This window comes from Streptomyces sp. NPDC037301, assembly GCF_055602785.1.
Genome location: NZ_JBVJWD010000014.1, coordinates 137,542 through 153,670, shown reverse-complemented (window position 1 = coordinate 153,670; position 16,129 = coordinate 137,542). Strand labels below are relative to the sequence as shown.

15 protein-coding genes and 3 tRNA genes are annotated in these 16,129 nt (G+C 70.0%); 9 read left to right on the top strand and 9 right to left on the bottom strand.

The features are described 5' to 3' along the window. Positions 1-52: 52 nt before the first annotated feature. The 3 genes from ACZ7IB_RS23245 to ACZ7IB_RS23235 all read right to left on the bottom strand — a co-directional run bounded on the left by ACZ7IB_RS23245 (position 53) and on the right by ACZ7IB_RS23235 (position 2,423). A complete protein-coding gene (locus ACZ7IB_RS23245; protein ID WP_470915276.1) occupies positions 53-859 on the bottom strand; it encodes an META domain-containing protein in 807 nt (268 codons plus the stop codon). 53 nt (positions 860-912) lie between these two features. Next, positions 913-1,713 carry a maleylpyruvate isomerase family mycothiol-dependent enzyme gene (locus tag ACZ7IB_RS23240; RefSeq protein WP_470915274.1) on the bottom strand — a complete coding sequence of 267 codons (801 nt, stop codon included), beginning with the start codon at positions 1,711-1,713 and terminating at the stop codon, positions 913-915. Between the two features lie 71 nt (positions 1,714-1,784). After that, a complete protein-coding gene (locus tag ACZ7IB_RS23235; protein ID WP_470915273.1) occupies positions 1,785-2,423 on the bottom strand; it encodes a TetR/AcrR family transcriptional regulator in 639 nt (212 codons plus the stop codon). Between the two features lie 42 nt (positions 2,424-2,465). Between ACZ7IB_RS23235 and ACZ7IB_RS23230 the strand changes: the two genes are divergently transcribed. Further along, the gene (locus ACZ7IB_RS23230) at positions 2,466-2,933 is read left to right on the top strand and encodes a hypothetical protein (protein WP_470915271.1); all 468 of its coding nucleotides are present in this window, start codon (positions 2,466-2,468) and stop codon (positions 2,931-2,933) included. Between the two features lie 34 nt (positions 2,934-2,967). On the opposite strand, the gene purL is transcribed toward ACZ7IB_RS23230, so the two are convergent. The 3 genes from purL to purS are packed head-to-tail and all read right to left on the bottom strand — an operon-like array spanning position 2,968 to position 6,151. After that, positions 2,968-5,217 carry a phosphoribosylformylglycinamidine synthase subunit PurL gene (purL, locus tag ACZ7IB_RS23225; RefSeq protein ID WP_470915268.1) on the bottom strand — a complete coding sequence of 750 codons (2,250 nt, stop codon included), beginning with the start codon at positions 5,215-5,217 and terminating at the stop codon, positions 2,968-2,970. Continuing rightward, the gene (gene purQ, locus ACZ7IB_RS23220; protein ID WP_093894672.1) at positions 5,214-5,894 is read right to left on the bottom strand and encodes a phosphoribosylformylglycinamidine synthase subunit PurQ; all 681 of its coding nucleotides are present in this window, start codon (positions 5,892-5,894) and stop codon (positions 5,214-5,216) included. Before purQ ends, purL begins: the two co-directional genes overlap by 4 nt. Further along, a complete protein-coding gene (purS, locus tag ACZ7IB_RS23215) occupies positions 5,891-6,151 on the bottom strand; it encodes a phosphoribosylformylglycinamidine synthase subunit PurS (RefSeq protein ID WP_470915266.1) in 261 nt (86 codons plus the stop codon). Before purS ends, purQ begins: the two co-directional genes overlap by 4 nt. Positions 6,152-6,534: 383 nt before the next feature. Between purS and ACZ7IB_RS23210 the strand changes: the two genes are divergently transcribed. The 8 genes from ACZ7IB_RS23210 (at position 6,535) to ACZ7IB_RS23175 (ending at position 11,236) form a co-directional block, all read left to right on the top strand. Then, on the top strand, positions 6,535-6,870 hold the full coding sequence (locus ACZ7IB_RS23210; protein WP_470915264.1) for a histone-like nucleoid-structuring protein Lsr2: 336 nt from the start codon (positions 6,535-6,537) through the stop codon (positions 6,868-6,870). A 185-nt stretch (positions 6,871-7,055) separates the two neighbouring features. Next, positions 7,056-7,127: transfer RNA gene (locus tag ACZ7IB_RS23205), tRNA-Gly, on the top strand. Between the two features lie 98 nt (positions 7,128-7,225). Continuing rightward, positions 7,226-7,298, top strand: a tRNA-Gly gene (locus tag ACZ7IB_RS23200). Between the two features lie 154 nt (positions 7,299-7,452). Further along, on the top strand, positions 7,453-8,493 hold the full coding sequence (locus tag ACZ7IB_RS23195) for an ABC transporter ATP-binding protein (RefSeq protein WP_470915263.1): 1,041 nt from the start codon (positions 7,453-7,455) through the stop codon (positions 8,491-8,493). After that, positions 8,490-9,260 carry an ABC transporter permease gene (locus ACZ7IB_RS23190; RefSeq protein WP_470915260.1) on the top strand — a complete coding sequence of 257 codons (771 nt, stop codon included), beginning with the start codon at positions 8,490-8,492 and terminating at the stop codon, positions 9,258-9,260. Before ACZ7IB_RS23195 ends, ACZ7IB_RS23190 begins: the two co-directional genes overlap by 4 nt. 13 nt (positions 9,261-9,273) lie before the next feature. Then, a complete protein-coding gene (locus ACZ7IB_RS23185; RefSeq protein WP_470915258.1) occupies positions 9,274-10,533 on the top strand; it encodes a sensor histidine kinase in 1,260 nt (419 codons plus the stop codon). Beyond that, a complete protein-coding gene (locus tag ACZ7IB_RS23180) occupies positions 10,530-11,141 on the top strand; it encodes a response regulator (protein ID WP_470915255.1) in 612 nt (203 codons plus the stop codon). The genes ACZ7IB_RS23185 and ACZ7IB_RS23180 overlap by 4 nt, the downstream gene beginning before the upstream one ends. A 22-nt stretch (positions 11,142-11,163) precedes the next feature. Continuing rightward, a tRNA-Gly gene (locus ACZ7IB_RS23175) sits at positions 11,164-11,236 on the top strand. Between the two features lie 63 nt (positions 11,237-11,299). On the opposite strand, the gene ACZ7IB_RS23170 is transcribed toward ACZ7IB_RS23175, so the two are convergent. From ACZ7IB_RS23170 to ACZ7IB_RS23160, 3 genes are all read right to left on the bottom strand, one after another. After that, the gene (locus tag ACZ7IB_RS23170; protein ID WP_470915253.1) at positions 11,300-12,211 is read right to left on the bottom strand and encodes a phosphoribosylaminoimidazolesuccinocarboxamide synthase; all 912 of its coding nucleotides are present in this window, start codon (positions 12,209-12,211) and stop codon (positions 11,300-11,302) included. A gap of 111 nt (positions 12,212-12,322) precedes the next feature. After that, positions 12,323-13,786 (bottom strand): N,N-dimethylformamidase beta subunit family domain-containing protein, encoded by a 1,464-nt coding sequence (locus ACZ7IB_RS23165; protein WP_470915251.1) that lies wholly within the window; start codon positions 13,784-13,786, stop codon positions 12,323-12,325. 304 nt (positions 13,787-14,090) lie between these two features. Then, complete coding sequence (locus tag ACZ7IB_RS23160) at positions 14,091-15,857, bottom strand: M48 family metalloprotease (RefSeq protein WP_470915249.1); 1,767 nt, start codon at positions 15,855-15,857, stop codon at positions 14,091-14,093. Positions 15,858-16,129 lie beyond the last annotated feature (272 nt).

Sequence of the window (16,129 nt, the reverse complement as noted above, 5' to 3'; positions counted from 1 at the left end):
CCTGGGAGCGGACGGACGTCGGCCTGGCTGCCGTACCCGACGGGTTCCTGAGTCAGCCTCTTGTCCCGGTGGCCGATGCCCCGAGTCCCTTGCCGTTCTCCGCGGTGAGGGACAGGGCGCGGTGATCGATCCGGTACGTCGTCCGGCCGTCCAGGATCGCGAGCAGTTCGCGCTCCAGCTTCATCCGGGGGGCCGGGCACATCATCTTGGTACCGTCGATCCGGCCGAACGTGATGGTGGAACCGGAGACCGCCGCTGTGCCGCGGAACCGATTGCAGCCGAGGGTGCCCTGTACGGAGCCGTCCTTGCCGAAGCTCAGTTGCGCCTTCTCCTGCGCACCCGCGGGCAGCGACGAGGCGACCGTGCCGGAGACCAGGGTGGCGACCGTCCAGGTGGTGCCGGTGAGCGGGGCCGGCTGTTGCGCCGCGAGGGCGATGGAGTCGCCGTTCTCCGCGGTCAGGGTGAGGGTCTTCTTCGCCACGGCCCCGGTGAGTTCGCCGCTGAACGCGCCGGACATGGCCGTCTCGAACCGCTGGACGTCCTTCGCGCAGGCCATTGAGGTGCTCGTGCCCGGCCCGACCGTGATCGTCTCGCCGTCGATGCGGACATCGGCGGTGAAGTGGTTGCAGCCGTAGTTCCCGGTGGCCCGGCCCTTGGAGTCGATCTCGACATGGGCGCCGGAGGGGGCGGCGGTCCGCTTCCCGTCGACCGTCACCGATTCGACGCCCCAGCGGACACCGGTGACGGGCAGATCGGTCCGCACGGCGCCACCGCCGGAACCGGACCCCGAACCGGCCCCGGCGCCCGTCTCCGTACCGCAGGCCGCCAGGGCCAGCAGGGCCAGGACTCCGACGGCCATACCTTGATTCCGCATGGCCCCTGGGACGGTCCGGGCAGTCGTCCGGTTCCCCCTCACCTCATCAGGGGCAGCAGCGCGGCGAGATCGGCCCGCTCACCGCTGGCGCTGACCTTCGCCGCGTCGAGCTCCTGGGCCCACTGCGTACGCCCGGTGGCGAGCCGGATCCAGGTGAGCGGATCGGTCTCGACGACATTGGGCGGCGTACCGCGCGTGTGCTTGGGGCCCTGGACGCACTGGACGACGGCGAACGGCGGGACGCGCACCTCGACCGAGCCACCCGGCGCCTTCTCCGCGAGGGCGTCGGCGAGCAGCCGGGTGCAGGCGGCGAGCGCCTGCCGGTCGTACGGGATACCGAGGCCGGCCGCCTCGTTCAGATCGCCGGTGTGCACGACGAGTTCGACGGTACGGGTGACCAGGAAGTCGGCCAGCCGCATCGCGCCGACCCGGGTCGGCAGCAGCCGGTCCTCCGGGGCGTCGGACACCAGCTCCTCGAACCGCCCGGCGACCTCCCCGTACAGCGCGTCCAGGTCCGGACGGTCCGCGGCGAGCGCCTTGGTGTCGTCGGCGATGCGTCCGGCCCGGTCCGCGGTCGAGAACGGCCATTCGAGGAGCGTCAGATCGGGCTTGGGCGAGGCGGGTTCGGGCAGCTCCAGATTCCGCGTGACGTGCGAGAGCGCCATGGTCAGATGGACGGCCAGTTCGCGCACGGTCCAGTCCCCGAGCCGGGTCGGCAGCGCGAGTTGTTCGGGCGTCAGGGCGCGGACGGATTCCCGGACATGGGCGAACTGCGCCAGGACCGCGGTGCGGGTCCTGACCGGGTCGTAGCGACGGGCTCGTTTCTGGGACGGCGGCATGGTCCAGGAGCCTAAGGGGTGTCCGGCGGCTCGGTGTCGGACAGGCCCCGAGCCCTGTCGGACCGGCTGCCTCAGGACCTGGTCGCGAAGTCGCCCAGCCCCTTGTCGAGCAGATCGAAACCGCGCTCGGCGAGCGCGACAGCATCCGGCGCCACCGCGTCCGCCGACTCCCCCGCCAGCAGCCGCATTTGATTCGCGGAGATGAGGGCGTTGCGGGTGGCGATCAGCTGGGCGGCCGCGATCCGGGCGAAGGACGGCTCCTCCCCCTCCTCGACCAGGACTTCGGCGAGCAGGTCGAAGGAGCGCATGGAGAACGCGTGGGCCCGGATGAGCAGCGCCGGGGTCTCCTGGATCAGCCGGCGCAGCCCGAGCACCACCGGCGCGTCGCTCAGCCCGGCGGAAGGGTCCCGGGCCTCGATGGCGGCCAGGAACTGACGCCGCACGGCGGCTGCCGCGGACTCGCCGGGGACCCGGTCCCGTACCACCCGCGCGACATCACCGATGTGCTCCTCCATGGGAGCGAGGACCAAGTCCTCCTTGCCGGCGAAGTAGTTGAAGACGGTCATCTTCGACACCTCGGCCGCCTCGGCGATCTCAGCGACCGAGACCTTGTCGAAGCCGCGCTCGGCGAACAGCTCGGTGGCCGCGGTCAGCAGGCGGTGACGCGTCTGGAGCTTCTTGCGCTCGCGCAGGCTCATCCCCTCAGTCATGGCATCACTGTACCAGGATGAAGATTATTCTCGTATTAAATATTGACCTGGTACATTTTCATGGCGTGGGGCCGACAGCCGCGCCGCGGTGGACCGGCGCCGCAGGCATGTCGGCCGTCGGCCTGCCCTCCGGCAGGCTGGTCACAGAAGACCTTTGTCGTCAGCGGTACGGTCTGCGGGTCCGCCGCCCTGGCACTGCTCGCCACGCTCTCCACGGACACCGGCCTATGGACGGTCCGCGCCGCCGTGCCGCTGATGGGCGTCGGCTTCGGACAGCTCATGGGCCGGCTGATCCAGCTGGTCCGGGACACCGCCCCGGCCCACCAATCGGGCGTGAACGCCTGCCGATCCACCGGAACATCGCTGCCCCACCGGCTGAACGGAATTCCGCGGGCTGTCCACATCCGCACCCCGATAGTCCATCACCAGGAAATGCACATGCGGTTCGGCGGAATTCCCGGAGCTCCGGATCCGCCGAACCTGACGGAACGAGGACGGCCCCGCCCATGAACCGGGCGGGGCCGTCCTCGAACGGGATCAGGCGTCAGGCGAGCAGACCCGGAATGGTCTCCTCGTGCGCCGTGCGCAGCTCGCTCAGCGGAATGCTGAACTCGCCCTGGATCTCGATCTCCTCGCCGTCCACGACACCGATACGGGTGGCGGGCAGACCCCGCGCCCCGCACATGTCGTTGAAGCGGAGCTCCTCGCTGCGCGGAACGGAGACGACCGCGCGCCCCGCCGACTCGGAGAAGAGGAAGGTGAACGCGTCCAGACCGTCCGGCACGACCAGCCGGGCACCCTTCCCGCCACGGAGGCAGGACTCGGTGACCGCCTGGATCAGACCGCCGTCGGAGAGGTCGTGCGCCGCGTCGATCATGCCGTCGCGGGAGGCGGAGATCAGGATCTCGCCGAGCAGCTTCTCGCGGCCCAGGTCGACCTTGGGCGGCAAGCCGCCCAGGTGGCCGTGGATGACCTCGGACCAGGCCGAGCCGCCGAACTCCTCACGCGTGTCGCCCAGCAGGTAGAGGAGCTGACCCTCTTCCGCGAAGGCGACCGGTGTACGCCGGGTGACATCGTCGATCACACCGAGCACGGCCACGACCGGCGTCGGGTGGATCGCCGTCTCACCGGTCTGGTTGTACAGCGACACGTTGCCGCCGGTGACCGGGGTGCCCAGCTCCAGGCAGCCGTCCGCGAGACCACGGGTGGCCTCGGCAAACTGCCACATGACGTCCGGGTCCTCGGGCGAACCGAAGTTCAGGCAGTCCGAGATCGCGAGCGGCTTGGCGCCGGAGGCGGCGACATTGCGGTACGACTCCGCCAGCGCCAGCTGCGCACCGGTGTACGGGTCGAGCTTGGCGTACCGGCCGTTGCCGTCGGTCGCCATGGCCACGCCCAGGTTCGACTTCTCGTCGATCCGGACCATGCCGGCGTCCTCGGGCATCGCGAGCACGGTGTTGCCCTGCACGAACCGGTCGTACTGATCCGTGATCCAGGACTTCGACGCCTGGTTCGGCGAAGCGACCAGCTTGAGGACCTGCTCACGCAGCTCGGCGCCGTTCGCCGGACGGGCCAGCTTGCCCGCGTCGTCGGCCTGCAGCGCGTCCTGCCAGGACGGGCGGGCGAACGGACGGTGGTACGTCGGACCCTCGTGGGCGACGGACCGCGGCGGCACGTCCACGATCTGCTCGCCGTGCCAGAAGATCTCCAGCTGCGAGCCCTCGGTCACCTCACCGATGACGGTGGCGATGACGTCCCACTTCTCGCAGATCTCCAGGAAGCGGTCCACGTGCTGCGGCTCGACGATCGCGCACATGCGCTCCTGCGACTCGCTCATGAGGATTTCCTCGGGCGAGAGGGAGGAGTCGCGCAGCGGAACGGTGTCCAGCTCGACGCGCATACCGCCGGAACCGGCGGAGGCCAGCTCCGAGGTGGCACAGGAGAGACCCGCGCCGCCGAGGTCCTGGATGCCCGCGACGAGCTTCTCGCCGAAGATCTCCAGGGTGCACTCGATGAGGAGCTTCTCCTGGAACGGGTCGCCGACCTGGACGGCCGGGCGCTTCGCCGGACCGGTCGACTCGAAGGTCTCCGAGGCCAGGACCGAGACGCCGCCGATGCCGTCGCCGCCGGTGCGGGCGCCGTACAGGATCACCTTGTTGCCGGGGCCGGAGGCCTGGGCCAGGTGGATGTCCTCGTGCTTCATCACACCGATGCAGCCGGCGTTGACGAGCGGGTTGCCCTGGTAGCAGGCGTCGAAGACGACCTCGCCGCCGATGTTGGGCAGTCCCAGGCAGTTGCCGTACCCGCCGATACCCGCGACGACACCCGGGAGGACCCGCTTGGTGTCGGGGTGGTCGGCCGCTCCGAACCGCAGCGGGTCGACGACCGCGACCGGACGGGCACCCATGGCGAGGATGTCGCGGACGATGCCGCCGATGCCGGTGGCCGCGCCCTGGTAGGGCTCGATGTACGAGGGGTGGTTGTGCGACTCGACCTTGAAGGTGACCGCGTAACCCTGACCGACGTCGACCACACCGGCGTTCTCGCCGATGCCGACGAGCATCGCGTCGTTGACGGGGACCTTCTCGCCGAACTGCTTGAGGTGGACCTTGCTGCTCTTGTACGAGCAGTGCTCGGACCACATCACGGAGTACATGGCGAGCTCGGCGCCGGTGGGACGGCGGCCCAGGATCTCGCGGATCCGGGCGTACTCGTCCTCCTTGAGGCCGAGCTCCTTCCAGGGCTGCGCGACGTCCGGGGTCTCGGCCGCGTGCTTGACCGTATCCAGGCTCATGCGTTGACCAGCTTCTTGATGATCGAGGTGAAGAAACCGAGACCGTCGGTGCGACCGGTTCCGATCAGCGGCTCGACGGCGTGCTCCGGGTGCGGCATCAGACCGACGACATTGCCCGCGGCGTTGGTGATGCCGGCGATGTCGCGCAGCGAGCCGTTGGGGTTCACGTCCAGGTAGCGGAAGGCGACGCGGCCCTCCGCCTCCAGCTCGTCGAGGACGCGCTCGTCGGCGACGTAACGCCCGTCCATGTTCTTGAGCGGTACGGAGATCTCCTGGCCCGCGGAGTAGTCCGAGGTCCAGGCGGTCTCCGCGTTCTCGACGCGCAGCTTCTGGTCCCGGCAGATGAAGTGCAGGTGGTTGTTCTGCAGCATCGCACCGGGCAGCAGATGCGCCTCGGTCAGGATCTGGAAGCCGTTGCAGATACCGAGGACCGGCATCCCGGCCCGCGCGTTCTCGATGATCGTCTCCATGACCGGCGAGAAGCGGGAGATGGCTCCGGCCCGCAGATAGTCGCCGTAGGAGAAGCCGCCCGCCAGGATGACCGCGTCGACCTGGTGCAGGTCCTTGTCGCGGTGCCACAGCGATACGGGTTCGGCGCCCGCGACCCGTACGGCCCTCAGGCTGTCCTTGTCGTCGAGCGTGCCGGGAAAGGTGACGACTCCGATACGAGCAGTCACTTCGACTCCTCGGCCTTCTCCACCTTCACGGTGAAGTCCTCGATGACGGTGTTGGCGAGGAAACTCTCGGCCATCTCGTGAATACGGCTGAGGGCGGCGTCGTCGACCGGCCCCTCGACCTCGAGCTCGAAACGCTTTCCCTGACGTACGTCCGCGATTCCCTCGAAGCCGAGACGGGGCAGTGCACGCTGCACCGCCTGTCCCTGCGGGTCGAGGATCTCGGGCTTGAGCATGACGTCGACTACGACGCGTGCCACTGGCACTCCCGGTGGTGGTGTGGTGCGGCTGTTTCTCCGGGGGGCTCCCCAGACCCCCGCAGGTTCCCTCAGCCTACCTGGCCAGAAATTCTACGCGGGTAGATATCGGGCCCCCTTGATCACGCCCAGATATCGACCGTGACAACACATGGGGAAAGTCCCGCGAAAAAAATCCTCACCGGCAGCACACATAGAAGGCTGACACGCGGAGGTAATTGGCTGGTCTTCACAATGCGGCACCCACCGCTGTACAAATGATTACCGGGGAATGCAGCATTGCCCCTAAACAGTCGACACCGGTCGACTCACATCCGCCTAACAGCCGGAAGGCCGGCATCAGCGCATGTCAGGCGCGCCGATGCCGTAGGAAAGGACCGATATCCGTGGCTCAGCGCGTAGTGGTCACGCTCTTCGACGACATCGACGGGGGAGCAGCGGCGGAAACGGTCACCTTCGCCCTGGACGGGAAGTCGTACGAGATCGACCTCAATCCGTCCAATGCAAAGAAACTGCGCAAGGTCCTGGCGCCGTACATGGCGGCCGGCCGAAAGCAGACAAATGCCGGTAAGCACGGCAAGACCCCTGCGTCGTACCGGCACACCTCACTCGCACCCGACCCGGCGGCCGTGCGCGCCTGGGCCCGCTCCCACCGGATGGAGGTACCGGCCCGTGGCCGGATCCCCAAGAAGGTCTACGAGGCGTTCCGCGAAGCCAGTTGAGAACCCGGCCCGCGTCCGGATCGCCAGGACCGGTCGCCGGGCCCGGCCGGTGAACGCTCGCCAACGCTCCGGCGCACCTCTCGGCGACACCCCGTGGCCACCGACTTGCGCTACACCCCCGCAGGTCGGCTAAAGTCTGGAGCACGCCGAAGGGCAAGGCCGCAAAGCCGAACCCCACGCAGCGTGCGGGTGTAGTTCAGTAGCAGAACATCCCCCTTCCAGGGGGAAGGCGCAGTGTGCAATTCCTGTCACCCGCTCTGCATCGCTCTTACCGACCACTCCGGTGAATCGGGTAGAGTAGTGCTCGCACCGCCCAGTGGATCTCCTCAAGGGGAGTACAATGAGCGGCAGCAATGCGGACGTGGCTCAGTTGGTAGAGCATCACCTTGCCAAGGTGAGGGTCGCGAGTTCGAATCTCGTCGTCCGCTCTTGATCGGTTTGTTCGAAGGCCCTGGTCGATATCGACCAGGGCCTTCGTCGTATTCCCGTCCGCACTCCTTGCCTGATGCTCATGACGTTTGTCATGAGCAGTGGTGACAGCTCGCACTGCCCGCGGCGACGATCCGGCGGAAATCTGTAGGCATGACCAGCGACGACATTCCCAGCGACCGTGCGGGCGGCGCCATGGCAGACATCACAGACGAACCCGCGACCGGTTTCACGACGGATCCAGTGATCGTTTCGGCGACCGACTCCGTGATCGATCCCGTGATCGAGGCGAGCGGTGTGCGAAGGCGCTACGCCGGCGGCTTCGAGGCCGTGACCGGTGTCTCCTTCTCGGTGGCGCGCGGCGAACTCTTCGCCCTGCTCGGTACGAACGGCGCGGGAAAGACCTCCACCGTCGAACTGCTGGAGGGCCTGGCCCGGCCCGACGGCGGCACGGTGCGGGTGCTCGGCCACGACCCGTACCGCGAGCGCGCCGCGGTACGACCGCGGATCGGGGTGATGCTCCAGGAGGGTGGCTTCCCGTCCGAGTTGACGGTCACCGAGACCGTACGGATGTGGGCGGGGTGCACCAGTGGCGCCCGGCCGACCGGTGAGGCGCTGGACCTGGTCGGGCTCACCCACCGGGCGCGCGTACGGGTCAAGCAGCTCTCCGGCGGCGAGCGACGCCGCCTCGACCTCGCACTGGCCCTGCTCGGCCGGCCCGAGGTGCTCTTCCTGGACGAGCCGACCACCGGACTCGACGCCGAGGGGCGGCGCGACACCTGGGAGTTGGTACGGGGGCTGCGGGACGGCGGCATCACCGTCCTGCTCACCACGCACTACCTGGAGGAGGCCGAGACGCTCGCCGACCGGCTGGCGATCATGCACCGGGGGCGGATCGTGACGGCGGGCACCACCGCCGAGGTGACGGCGGCCCGCCCCGCCCGCATCCGGTTCGAGCTGCCCGAAGGAGTCCCGGCAGCGTGGCTTCCGCTGCCGCTGCGGGCAGCCGCCGAGGGACGCAGGGTCGAGATCCGTACCCACCGGCTGCAGGATTCGCTGGGTGAACTGCTGGTCTGGGCCCGGGAGTCAGACGTGACGCTGCTCGGGCTCGATGCCCGGTCGGCCTCGCTCGAAGAGGCATTTCTCGATATCGCGCAGAGCGCGTCGGAGTCGGAGAAGGTGACTGCCGCATGACGAGCACAACGATGTCCGGGCGGCTGAACGCTCTCGGGCGGGCCGAGCTGACCCTGCTCGCCCGGAACAGGACGGCGGTCTTCGTCGCGCTGCTGGTGCCCCTGGCCATGGTCGCGGCCATGAAGTCGACGCTGGAACAGGTCGATCTGGGCGGGACCGGGCTGACCGTGGCCGGGGCGGCGCTCAGCGGCGGCATCGGCATGGTGCTGATGCAGGTCGTGTACATGAACCTGGTCGCCGCCTATGTGGCGCGGCGCGAGGACCTGGTCCTTAAGCGGCTGCGCACCGGCGAGATCGTCGACGGGGAGATCCTCGCCGGGACCGCGCTTCCGTCGGTCGCGCTGGCGCTGGCACAGACGGCGCTGGTGGTCCTGGCCGGTGCGGTGCTCTTCGGTCTCGGTGCGCCCGAGCGGCCCGAACTTCTCGTCGCGGGACTGCTGTTGGGTGTGGCGCTGCTGACAGCGCTGGCCGCCGCCACGTCCGCGGTGACCCGGACCGTACAGACGGCGCAGATCACCACGCTGCCGCTGTTCCTCGTCTCGATGATGGGCTCCGGGCTCTTCGTACCGCTGGAAATCCTGCCGGACCGAGTGGCGTCCGTGTGCGAACTGCTGCCGGTGACCGGGGTGATGACGCTTGTACGGGCGGGCTGGCTCGGCGGGGGGGACGGGTATGACCTGCTCGAAGCGGGGCTCACCGCGCTGGCCTGGACGGTGCTCGCCGTGTTTGCTGTGCAGCGGTGGTTCCGCTGGGAACCTCGACGCTGAGGAGGGTTGTGCCGTGCGCGTGCGGTGGCGAACGGGGAGCTGGCGCGGCCGCAGCGGGTTCGACAAGGTCGACCTGTATACACGCGGCACGCTGTACGGGCTGGTGTGGATCGCGGTGGTGATCCAGATCCTGATGTCGGTGACCCGGCCCGTGCGCGGTGCGGCGCCCGCTGCGCTGATCGCCCTGGCGATCCTGCTCGTCATCGCGCAGGGGGTCTGCGGGACCGTGCTGACCGCCAGGGGGCTGGAGAAGTATCTGGGCCGGGGGACCTTGGACCGGCGGCTGGTCGCTGTCGGAGCCGTGTCGCTGGTGGCGAACATGGCGGCGGTGCTGGCCCTCGCCCGGTGCACGGGCATGCGTGAGTTCCCGGATCCGGGATTTGTGCTCAGCGCATGCGTGGTGCCGTTCTCCTGCGCTTTCGTGCTCATCGTGCCGAAGTGGGTGTCGATGGTGCAGCAGGCCGCCGTCTCGGCCGGGGTGTGCGCCGTGGTGGGCCTGCTCGGCGGCGGCCGTGCGCTGATGGCCTCCGCGCTCCTCGCGACGGCGTTCGGCAGCGGGATGATGTCCGTCACCACGCGGATGTCCGCCTGGTCGCTGGGCGTGATGTGGAAGCTCCGCGAGGCGCAGGACGTGGAGACGCGGCTGGCGGTCGCCGAGGAACGGCTGCGGTTCGGCCGGGACATGCACGACGTCCTGGGCCGGAATCTGGCGGTGATCGCGCTGAAGAGCGAGCTGGCGGTGGAGCTGGCCCAACGCGGCAAACCGGTGGCCGTGGACCAGATGGTCGAGGTGATGCGCATCGCCCGCGCCTCCCAGCAGGAGGTGCGCGATGTTGTACGGGGGTACCGGGAGGCCGATCTGAGCACCGAACTCGTGGGCGCGCGGAGCGTACTGCGGGCGGCCGGCATCACGTGCGCGGTGGAGGGCCAGGACGGCGGTCGGCTGCCCGCGGCTGTGCAGTCGGCGCTCGGCTGGGTGGTGCGGGAGGCGGCGACCAATGTGCTGCGGCACGGCGATCCGCGGCACTGCACGATCCGGCTGCGCGCTTCCGCGGACGCGGCGGTGCTGGACGTGGAGAACGACGGGGCGCCGCAGGTCACCGCCGGGCCGGGCGGTTCCGGGCTGGCCGGGCTGCGGGAGCGGCTTCACGCACTCGACGGATCGCTGGACGCGGGTCCGGCGGGGAACGGGCTGTTCCGGCTGACGGCCACGATTCCGCTGCCGCACACGGCCCCGGATCTCACCCCGGCTCTTCAGGAGGAGCGACGATGACGGCTGTACGGGTGCTGCTCGCCGACGACGAGCATCTGATCCGAGGCGCGCTGGCCGCGCTGCTCGCCCTGGAGGACGACCTCGTGGTGGTCGCGGAGGCGGCGACCGGCCCGGAGGCACTGGCCATGGCGCGGGCCCATCGCCCCGATGTGGCGGTCCTCGATCTGGAGATGCCGGGTGCCGACGGTGTGAACGTCGCCACATCCCTGCGGGCCGAGCTGCCCGGCTGCCGGACGATGATCGTGACGAGTCACGGCCGGCCGGGACATCTGAAGCGGGCACTCTCGGCCGGCGTGCGGGCCTTCGTGCCGAAGACCGTCAGCGCCCGGCAGCTGGCCGGGATCATCCGTACCGTGCACGCCGGAAACCGTTATGTGGACCCGGAGTTGGCGGCTGACGCGATCTCCGCCGGGGACTCGCCGCTGACCGCGCGCGAAGCCGAGGTGCTGGAGCTGGCGGCCGACGGGGCGCCGGTCGCGGAGATCGCGGAGCGGGCGTCGTTGTCGCAGGGAACCGTACGGAACTACCTCTCGGCGGCCGCCTCGAAGCTCGGGGCGGAGAACCGTCATGCGGCAGTGCGTCTCGCACGCGAGCGCGGATGGGTATAGTGGTCTTCGCGCTTCGGCGCTTGCGGACGTAGCTCAGTTGGTAGAGCGCAACCTTGCCAAGGTTGAGGTCGCCAGTTCGAACCTGGTCGTCCGCTCGGTTCAGCAAGAAGCCCCCGGTCTTTCGGCCGGGGGCTTCTTCGTGTTCCGGGAGCTGCTTACTACCAGGGCGTGCCGGTGAGGAGTTCGTACGCCTCCAGGTACTTCGCCCGGGTCGCGTCCACGATCTCCTGGGGCAGCGCCGGGGGCGGCTGCTCGCTCCTGCGGTCCCAGCCGGAGGCCGGCGAGGTCAGCCAGTCGCGCACGAACTGCTTGTCGTAACTGGGCTGGGCCCTGCCCGGCTCCCAGGTGGCCGCGGGCCAGAAGCGGGAGGAGTCCGGGGTGAGCACCTCGTCCGCGATGATCAGCTCCTCGCCGCCGTTGGCCGTGGGAGCGAAACCGAATTCGAACTTCGTGTCGGCGAGGATGATCCCGCGTACACGCGCGATGTCACGGGCCCTGCTGTACACATCCAGTGTGGTGCGGCGCAGCTGGGCGGCGGTCTCCGCGCCGACCTGGCGGGCCACCTCCTCGTAGCTCACGTTCTCGTCGTGGTCACCGACGGCCGCCTTGGTGGCGGGGGTGAAGATCGGTGCCGGGAGCTCGGAGCCGTCGACGAGGCCCTCGGGCAGCGCGAGGCCGCAGACCGTGCGGGACTCCTTGTACTCGACGAGGCCCGAGCCGGTGAGGTAACCGCGGGCGACGCACTCGACCGGGACCATCCGCAGCGACTTGCAGATCAGCGTCCGGCCGGCCCAGTCCGCGGGGGCTCCGGCGGGGAGCTCCGTGGACAGGACGTGGTTCGGTACGAGATCGGCGAGCTGGTCGAACCACCACAGCGAGAGCCGGGTGAGCACCCGGCCCTTGTCGGGGATCTCCGTGGGCAGGACCCAGTCGTACGCGGACATACGGTCACTGGCGACCATGACGAGGTCGCCCGCCTCGTTCCGGTACAGGTCGCGCACCTTGCCGGTGTGGAGGTGGGTGAGCCCCGGGACCTGCACTGGTTCGGGCTTTTCTACAAATCCGGACACGCTGCCTCCGCGTAGGTTGATCCAGGAGTCGTACCGATTCTCCCGTATCGGGGTGCGGTGGGGCGGAGCGGGGGCGTCCGTGGCGCCGAGTGCCGTGGCCCCGGAGGCGTTTCAGGCGCGTTTGCAGATGCGGTCGAGGAGATTGGCGGTGGCCCGCTGGATGCGGGGGTCCACATGGCCGGGGCGGTCCAGCGCCGGAGACCAGGCGAAGGTGCCGGAGGCGAAGACGAGTGCGCCGGACGGGGCCCGGTACAGGGAGGTCTCCTGGTGGCGCTTGACTCCTTCGCTGTCCTGGTACGGGGAGTGGGCGAGCAGGATGCGGCTCTCGTGCTCGGGGAGTGCGGTGCGCGGGAAGTAGCGGTCGGCCTCACCGGCGACCAGGCCGTCGATCTCGTCGCCCTCGCAAGCGCCCGTCGAGTCCCACAGCCAGTGCTCGGCGTTCCGTACGACCAGGGGGTGCGGATCGAGGACCCGGCCCGTGTACTGGATGCCGAGAAGTTGCTGTTCGGGACGGTCGATCTCGCGCCAGAGCGCGGGCTTGCCCGGGCCGCGGCGCTTGCGGCAGGTGAGCAGCCGGTCCGGGACGCCGGACGGCGACGGGGAGAGGCTGACCTGCCAGTACATGGTGTTGGCGGAGAGGAAGACGAGCGAGGTGCCGTCGTCGCGGGCGAGTTCGGCGGTACGGCGCATGGGCACCGACCAGTACTCGTCGTGGCCGGGGAAGACCAGGCCCCGGTAGCGGCCCGGGTCGATCCGGCCCGCGTGCAGATCGCGTGTGTCGGCGTACGCGATGTCGTAGCCGTACCGCTCGGCCCAGCGGATGAAGTCGTAGGCATGACCGACGTGGAGCGGCAGACCTGCGCCCGCGTACGGGCGGTCGAAGGAGACGGTGACCGCGGCGTCCTCCTCGCCCAGGAGGCGGCCCTGCTCGTCCCAGGCGTGGTAGAGGCTGGCGCCCGTGCGGCCGTCCTCCGGGTAGAGGTTGTACGCCTGCCAGGTGATGTCCGGCAGAACCAGCAGGAGATCGGCCGGGTGGTCGTCGCGGACCGTGAACGGGATGTGGGAGCGGTATCCGTCGACCGTGGTGAGCACGGCGACGTACGCGCCGATCGACCAGTAGGTGGGGATCTGCAGCCGCCAGGACTGCCACCAGTGGTGGCAGGAGACCGTGCGGTCGGCGGTGAGCGGGGCCGGCTGGACGATGCCGGAGAGCCGGGGGCTCGTGGTGATCTTGGCGGCGCCGTCGCCCCCGTAGTGACCGATGCGGTAGATGTCCACGGAGAACTGCTGGGGCGGGTCCACGGTGATGTGGAAGTCGATCGCCTCTCCGGGGGCCGCGGCGCCCGTGGAGGTGAAGCCCTTGATCTGGCGGTGCACATCGTCGGCCGTACGGGTGCCGCCGTCGGTGGAGCTGCGGGCCAGGGTGGGGTCCACGTACCAGGGGACGACATGTCCGGTGTCGTCGAAGTAGTTCTCACTGCCGCGCAGCCAGGGCAGCGGGCCCTGCCCGAAGGGGTCTGAGACGGCGTGCGCGAGGGCACCCGACTCCCATCGACGAATCTGCTCCGCCCCCATACCGCTTCCCTCCCTCTAGTCCCCCCGACACAACAGTGAGACAAAGTTGATCGTCACCGAGGATCAACGGCGATCATCACCGGCCGTGCGTCATCGGTGCGCCAACAGTGATGCGCCGACTGTCAGCGTCGATCCCCAGCACATCACATAACGCATGCACTCCGTCACCGTTCGTCGCTAATTGACGTGAACGGAACGCTTCCTTCCGGGTATTGGGGGCGCGGTGCCCCCGACGGCGTCGTCTCTGAACAGGGTGGGGATGCTGTGGTTCAGCTCTGTGGTCGAGGCCGTCGAGGTCCGTGGTTCAGACAAGACGGACGGGTTTGTCGGTGCGTACGCCGACCGAGGCGAGCCAGGAACGCAGCGGCCCCGCATCCCCGTCCTCGACCAGGCTGAGGACGGGACTGCCCAGATCCGCCCGGCGCTCGCCGCCGACCAACAGCGCGGGACCGTCGAGCCAGTCGAGTCCGGGCGCCGCACCCGCCGTGTCGACCGCGGCGCAGCAGACCATCGCCGCGACATGGTCGGCGAGCAGTTCCGTACCCGTACGGGGTGGCTGGAGCGGGAAGAGCGGAAGGGGGTCGGGGCCCCAGAGGTCCAGGACGTCCGCGCCCGGGTGGGCGACGCTCCGGGCACCCACCGGGCCCGATGTGCCGCCGGCCGGGGGCTGTGGGGCCGCCGCCTCCTCACGGGCCACCGCGGCGCTGATCCCGGCCGCGAGCTCTTCGCCGCTCCCGCACCGGCCTGCCAGATGCTCGACGACACGGGCCAGCGTGGGCACTGTGGCGTCGATGGGAAATACCGCGCAGTCGGGATCGCCCGAGGAGCCGCCGTCGGGCGACGCGGGCGCCGTCCCCATCGAGTCGAGGACACGGTGCAGGCGTGCGGCCTCGGTGCGCCACTTCCGGTCGACCACCTCTTCCGGATACTGCTGCCAGTCGACCGGCGACCAGTCGGGACCGGTCTGTGCCGGGCCGCCGTGGAAGAGCCGTGCCGCCAGCAGTGATGCCGCCTCGTCGGCCGCGCCCGGCTCCTCCAGGAGGTCACAGGCAGGGCGCTCACCGAGCCGCGAGGTGAATCCGTCGGCAAGCCGGTCGCGACGGGACAGCTCGGTGAGGGCGGACACGACACCCGCGTCCAGTCGGGACGGCCAGCGGCCCATCTGCCAGGCGGGCAGCGCGACGCGGGTGAGCAGCCGGTCCCAGCCCGCGTAGGCGAGGCCGACCTGCTCCTGGGCGACGATCCGCAGCCCGTAATCCACACCCTGTGCACGAACCGACGCGGCGGCGGCGACGCCCCGCTCCATCTCCGCGGCATGGGTGCGACAACTGCGCAGCAGAAACAGCGCGACCCGGCCGACAAAGGCCCGCGGCACTCTGCGCACCCGGGACAGCGGCCCGGAAACGGGCGCGGCCGCGTCGGCAACCGCTCCGTCCAGCCCTCGTACGAAACGACGTGCCGCGGCTATGTCGGGATGCGCCGAGGGGCCTGTGCCCGCGACGACCGGGGCGAGCACCGCCCGTAGCTCCGCGACCCGCATCCACCACAGGAACGGCGAACCGATGACCAGCACGGGCGCCGCCTGGACCCGACGGCGGGTCCGGACCGCGGAACGCGTTCCCGGATCCGCTCCGGGGCCTGCCGCGGGCTGTACCGAGGGGTGTGTGCGGTCCTCCAGCCAGCTGTCGCAGTCGGGCGTGAGTGCTATCGCCGAGGGTGCGGGAACCCCGAGCCGGTCGGCGAGGTCCCTGACCAGGCGGTAGAGATCGGGGGCGGCGTCCTCCGGGAGCGGGACGGTCGGGCTGACCGCCGGCCTCGCTCGTACGATCGCGACCGCGACCACTGCGGCGAGCAGGAGCACGACGACCGCGCAGGCCGTCACGGCCCAGCGCGCCGTGTCCCAGCCGCTGCCGACGGCACGGCCCTGTGCGCCCGCGACGAGCAGCACGACGGCCACCGCCGCCGGCAGGATGGCTGCGGCGGTCGCTCTGCTGCGGATGCGCAGCAGAGCGAGAGCACGGGCGCGCGCACTCTGCGCACCCAGCTCCTCACTTGTACCGGTACCGGACACGGCCGGACGTCACCCCCTCTGCCCCCGCGGCGGTGTTGTTCACTCCCCCACTGTGGCACCCGTCACTGACATCGCAATGCCAGTGGGCCAAGTGCCGGAATGCTTGCGCCGCACCCTAGTTGGGGCCTCGGCGGGCGTCATCCGGATAGCTCAGCCGTCACTCGATGGAATGGCTTTGGGTAAAGGTGCTGACGCGGGGGGGGGGGTGGGGGGGGGGGGGGGGAGGGGGGGGGGGGGGGGGGGGGGGGGGGGGGGGGGGGGGGGGGGGCCAG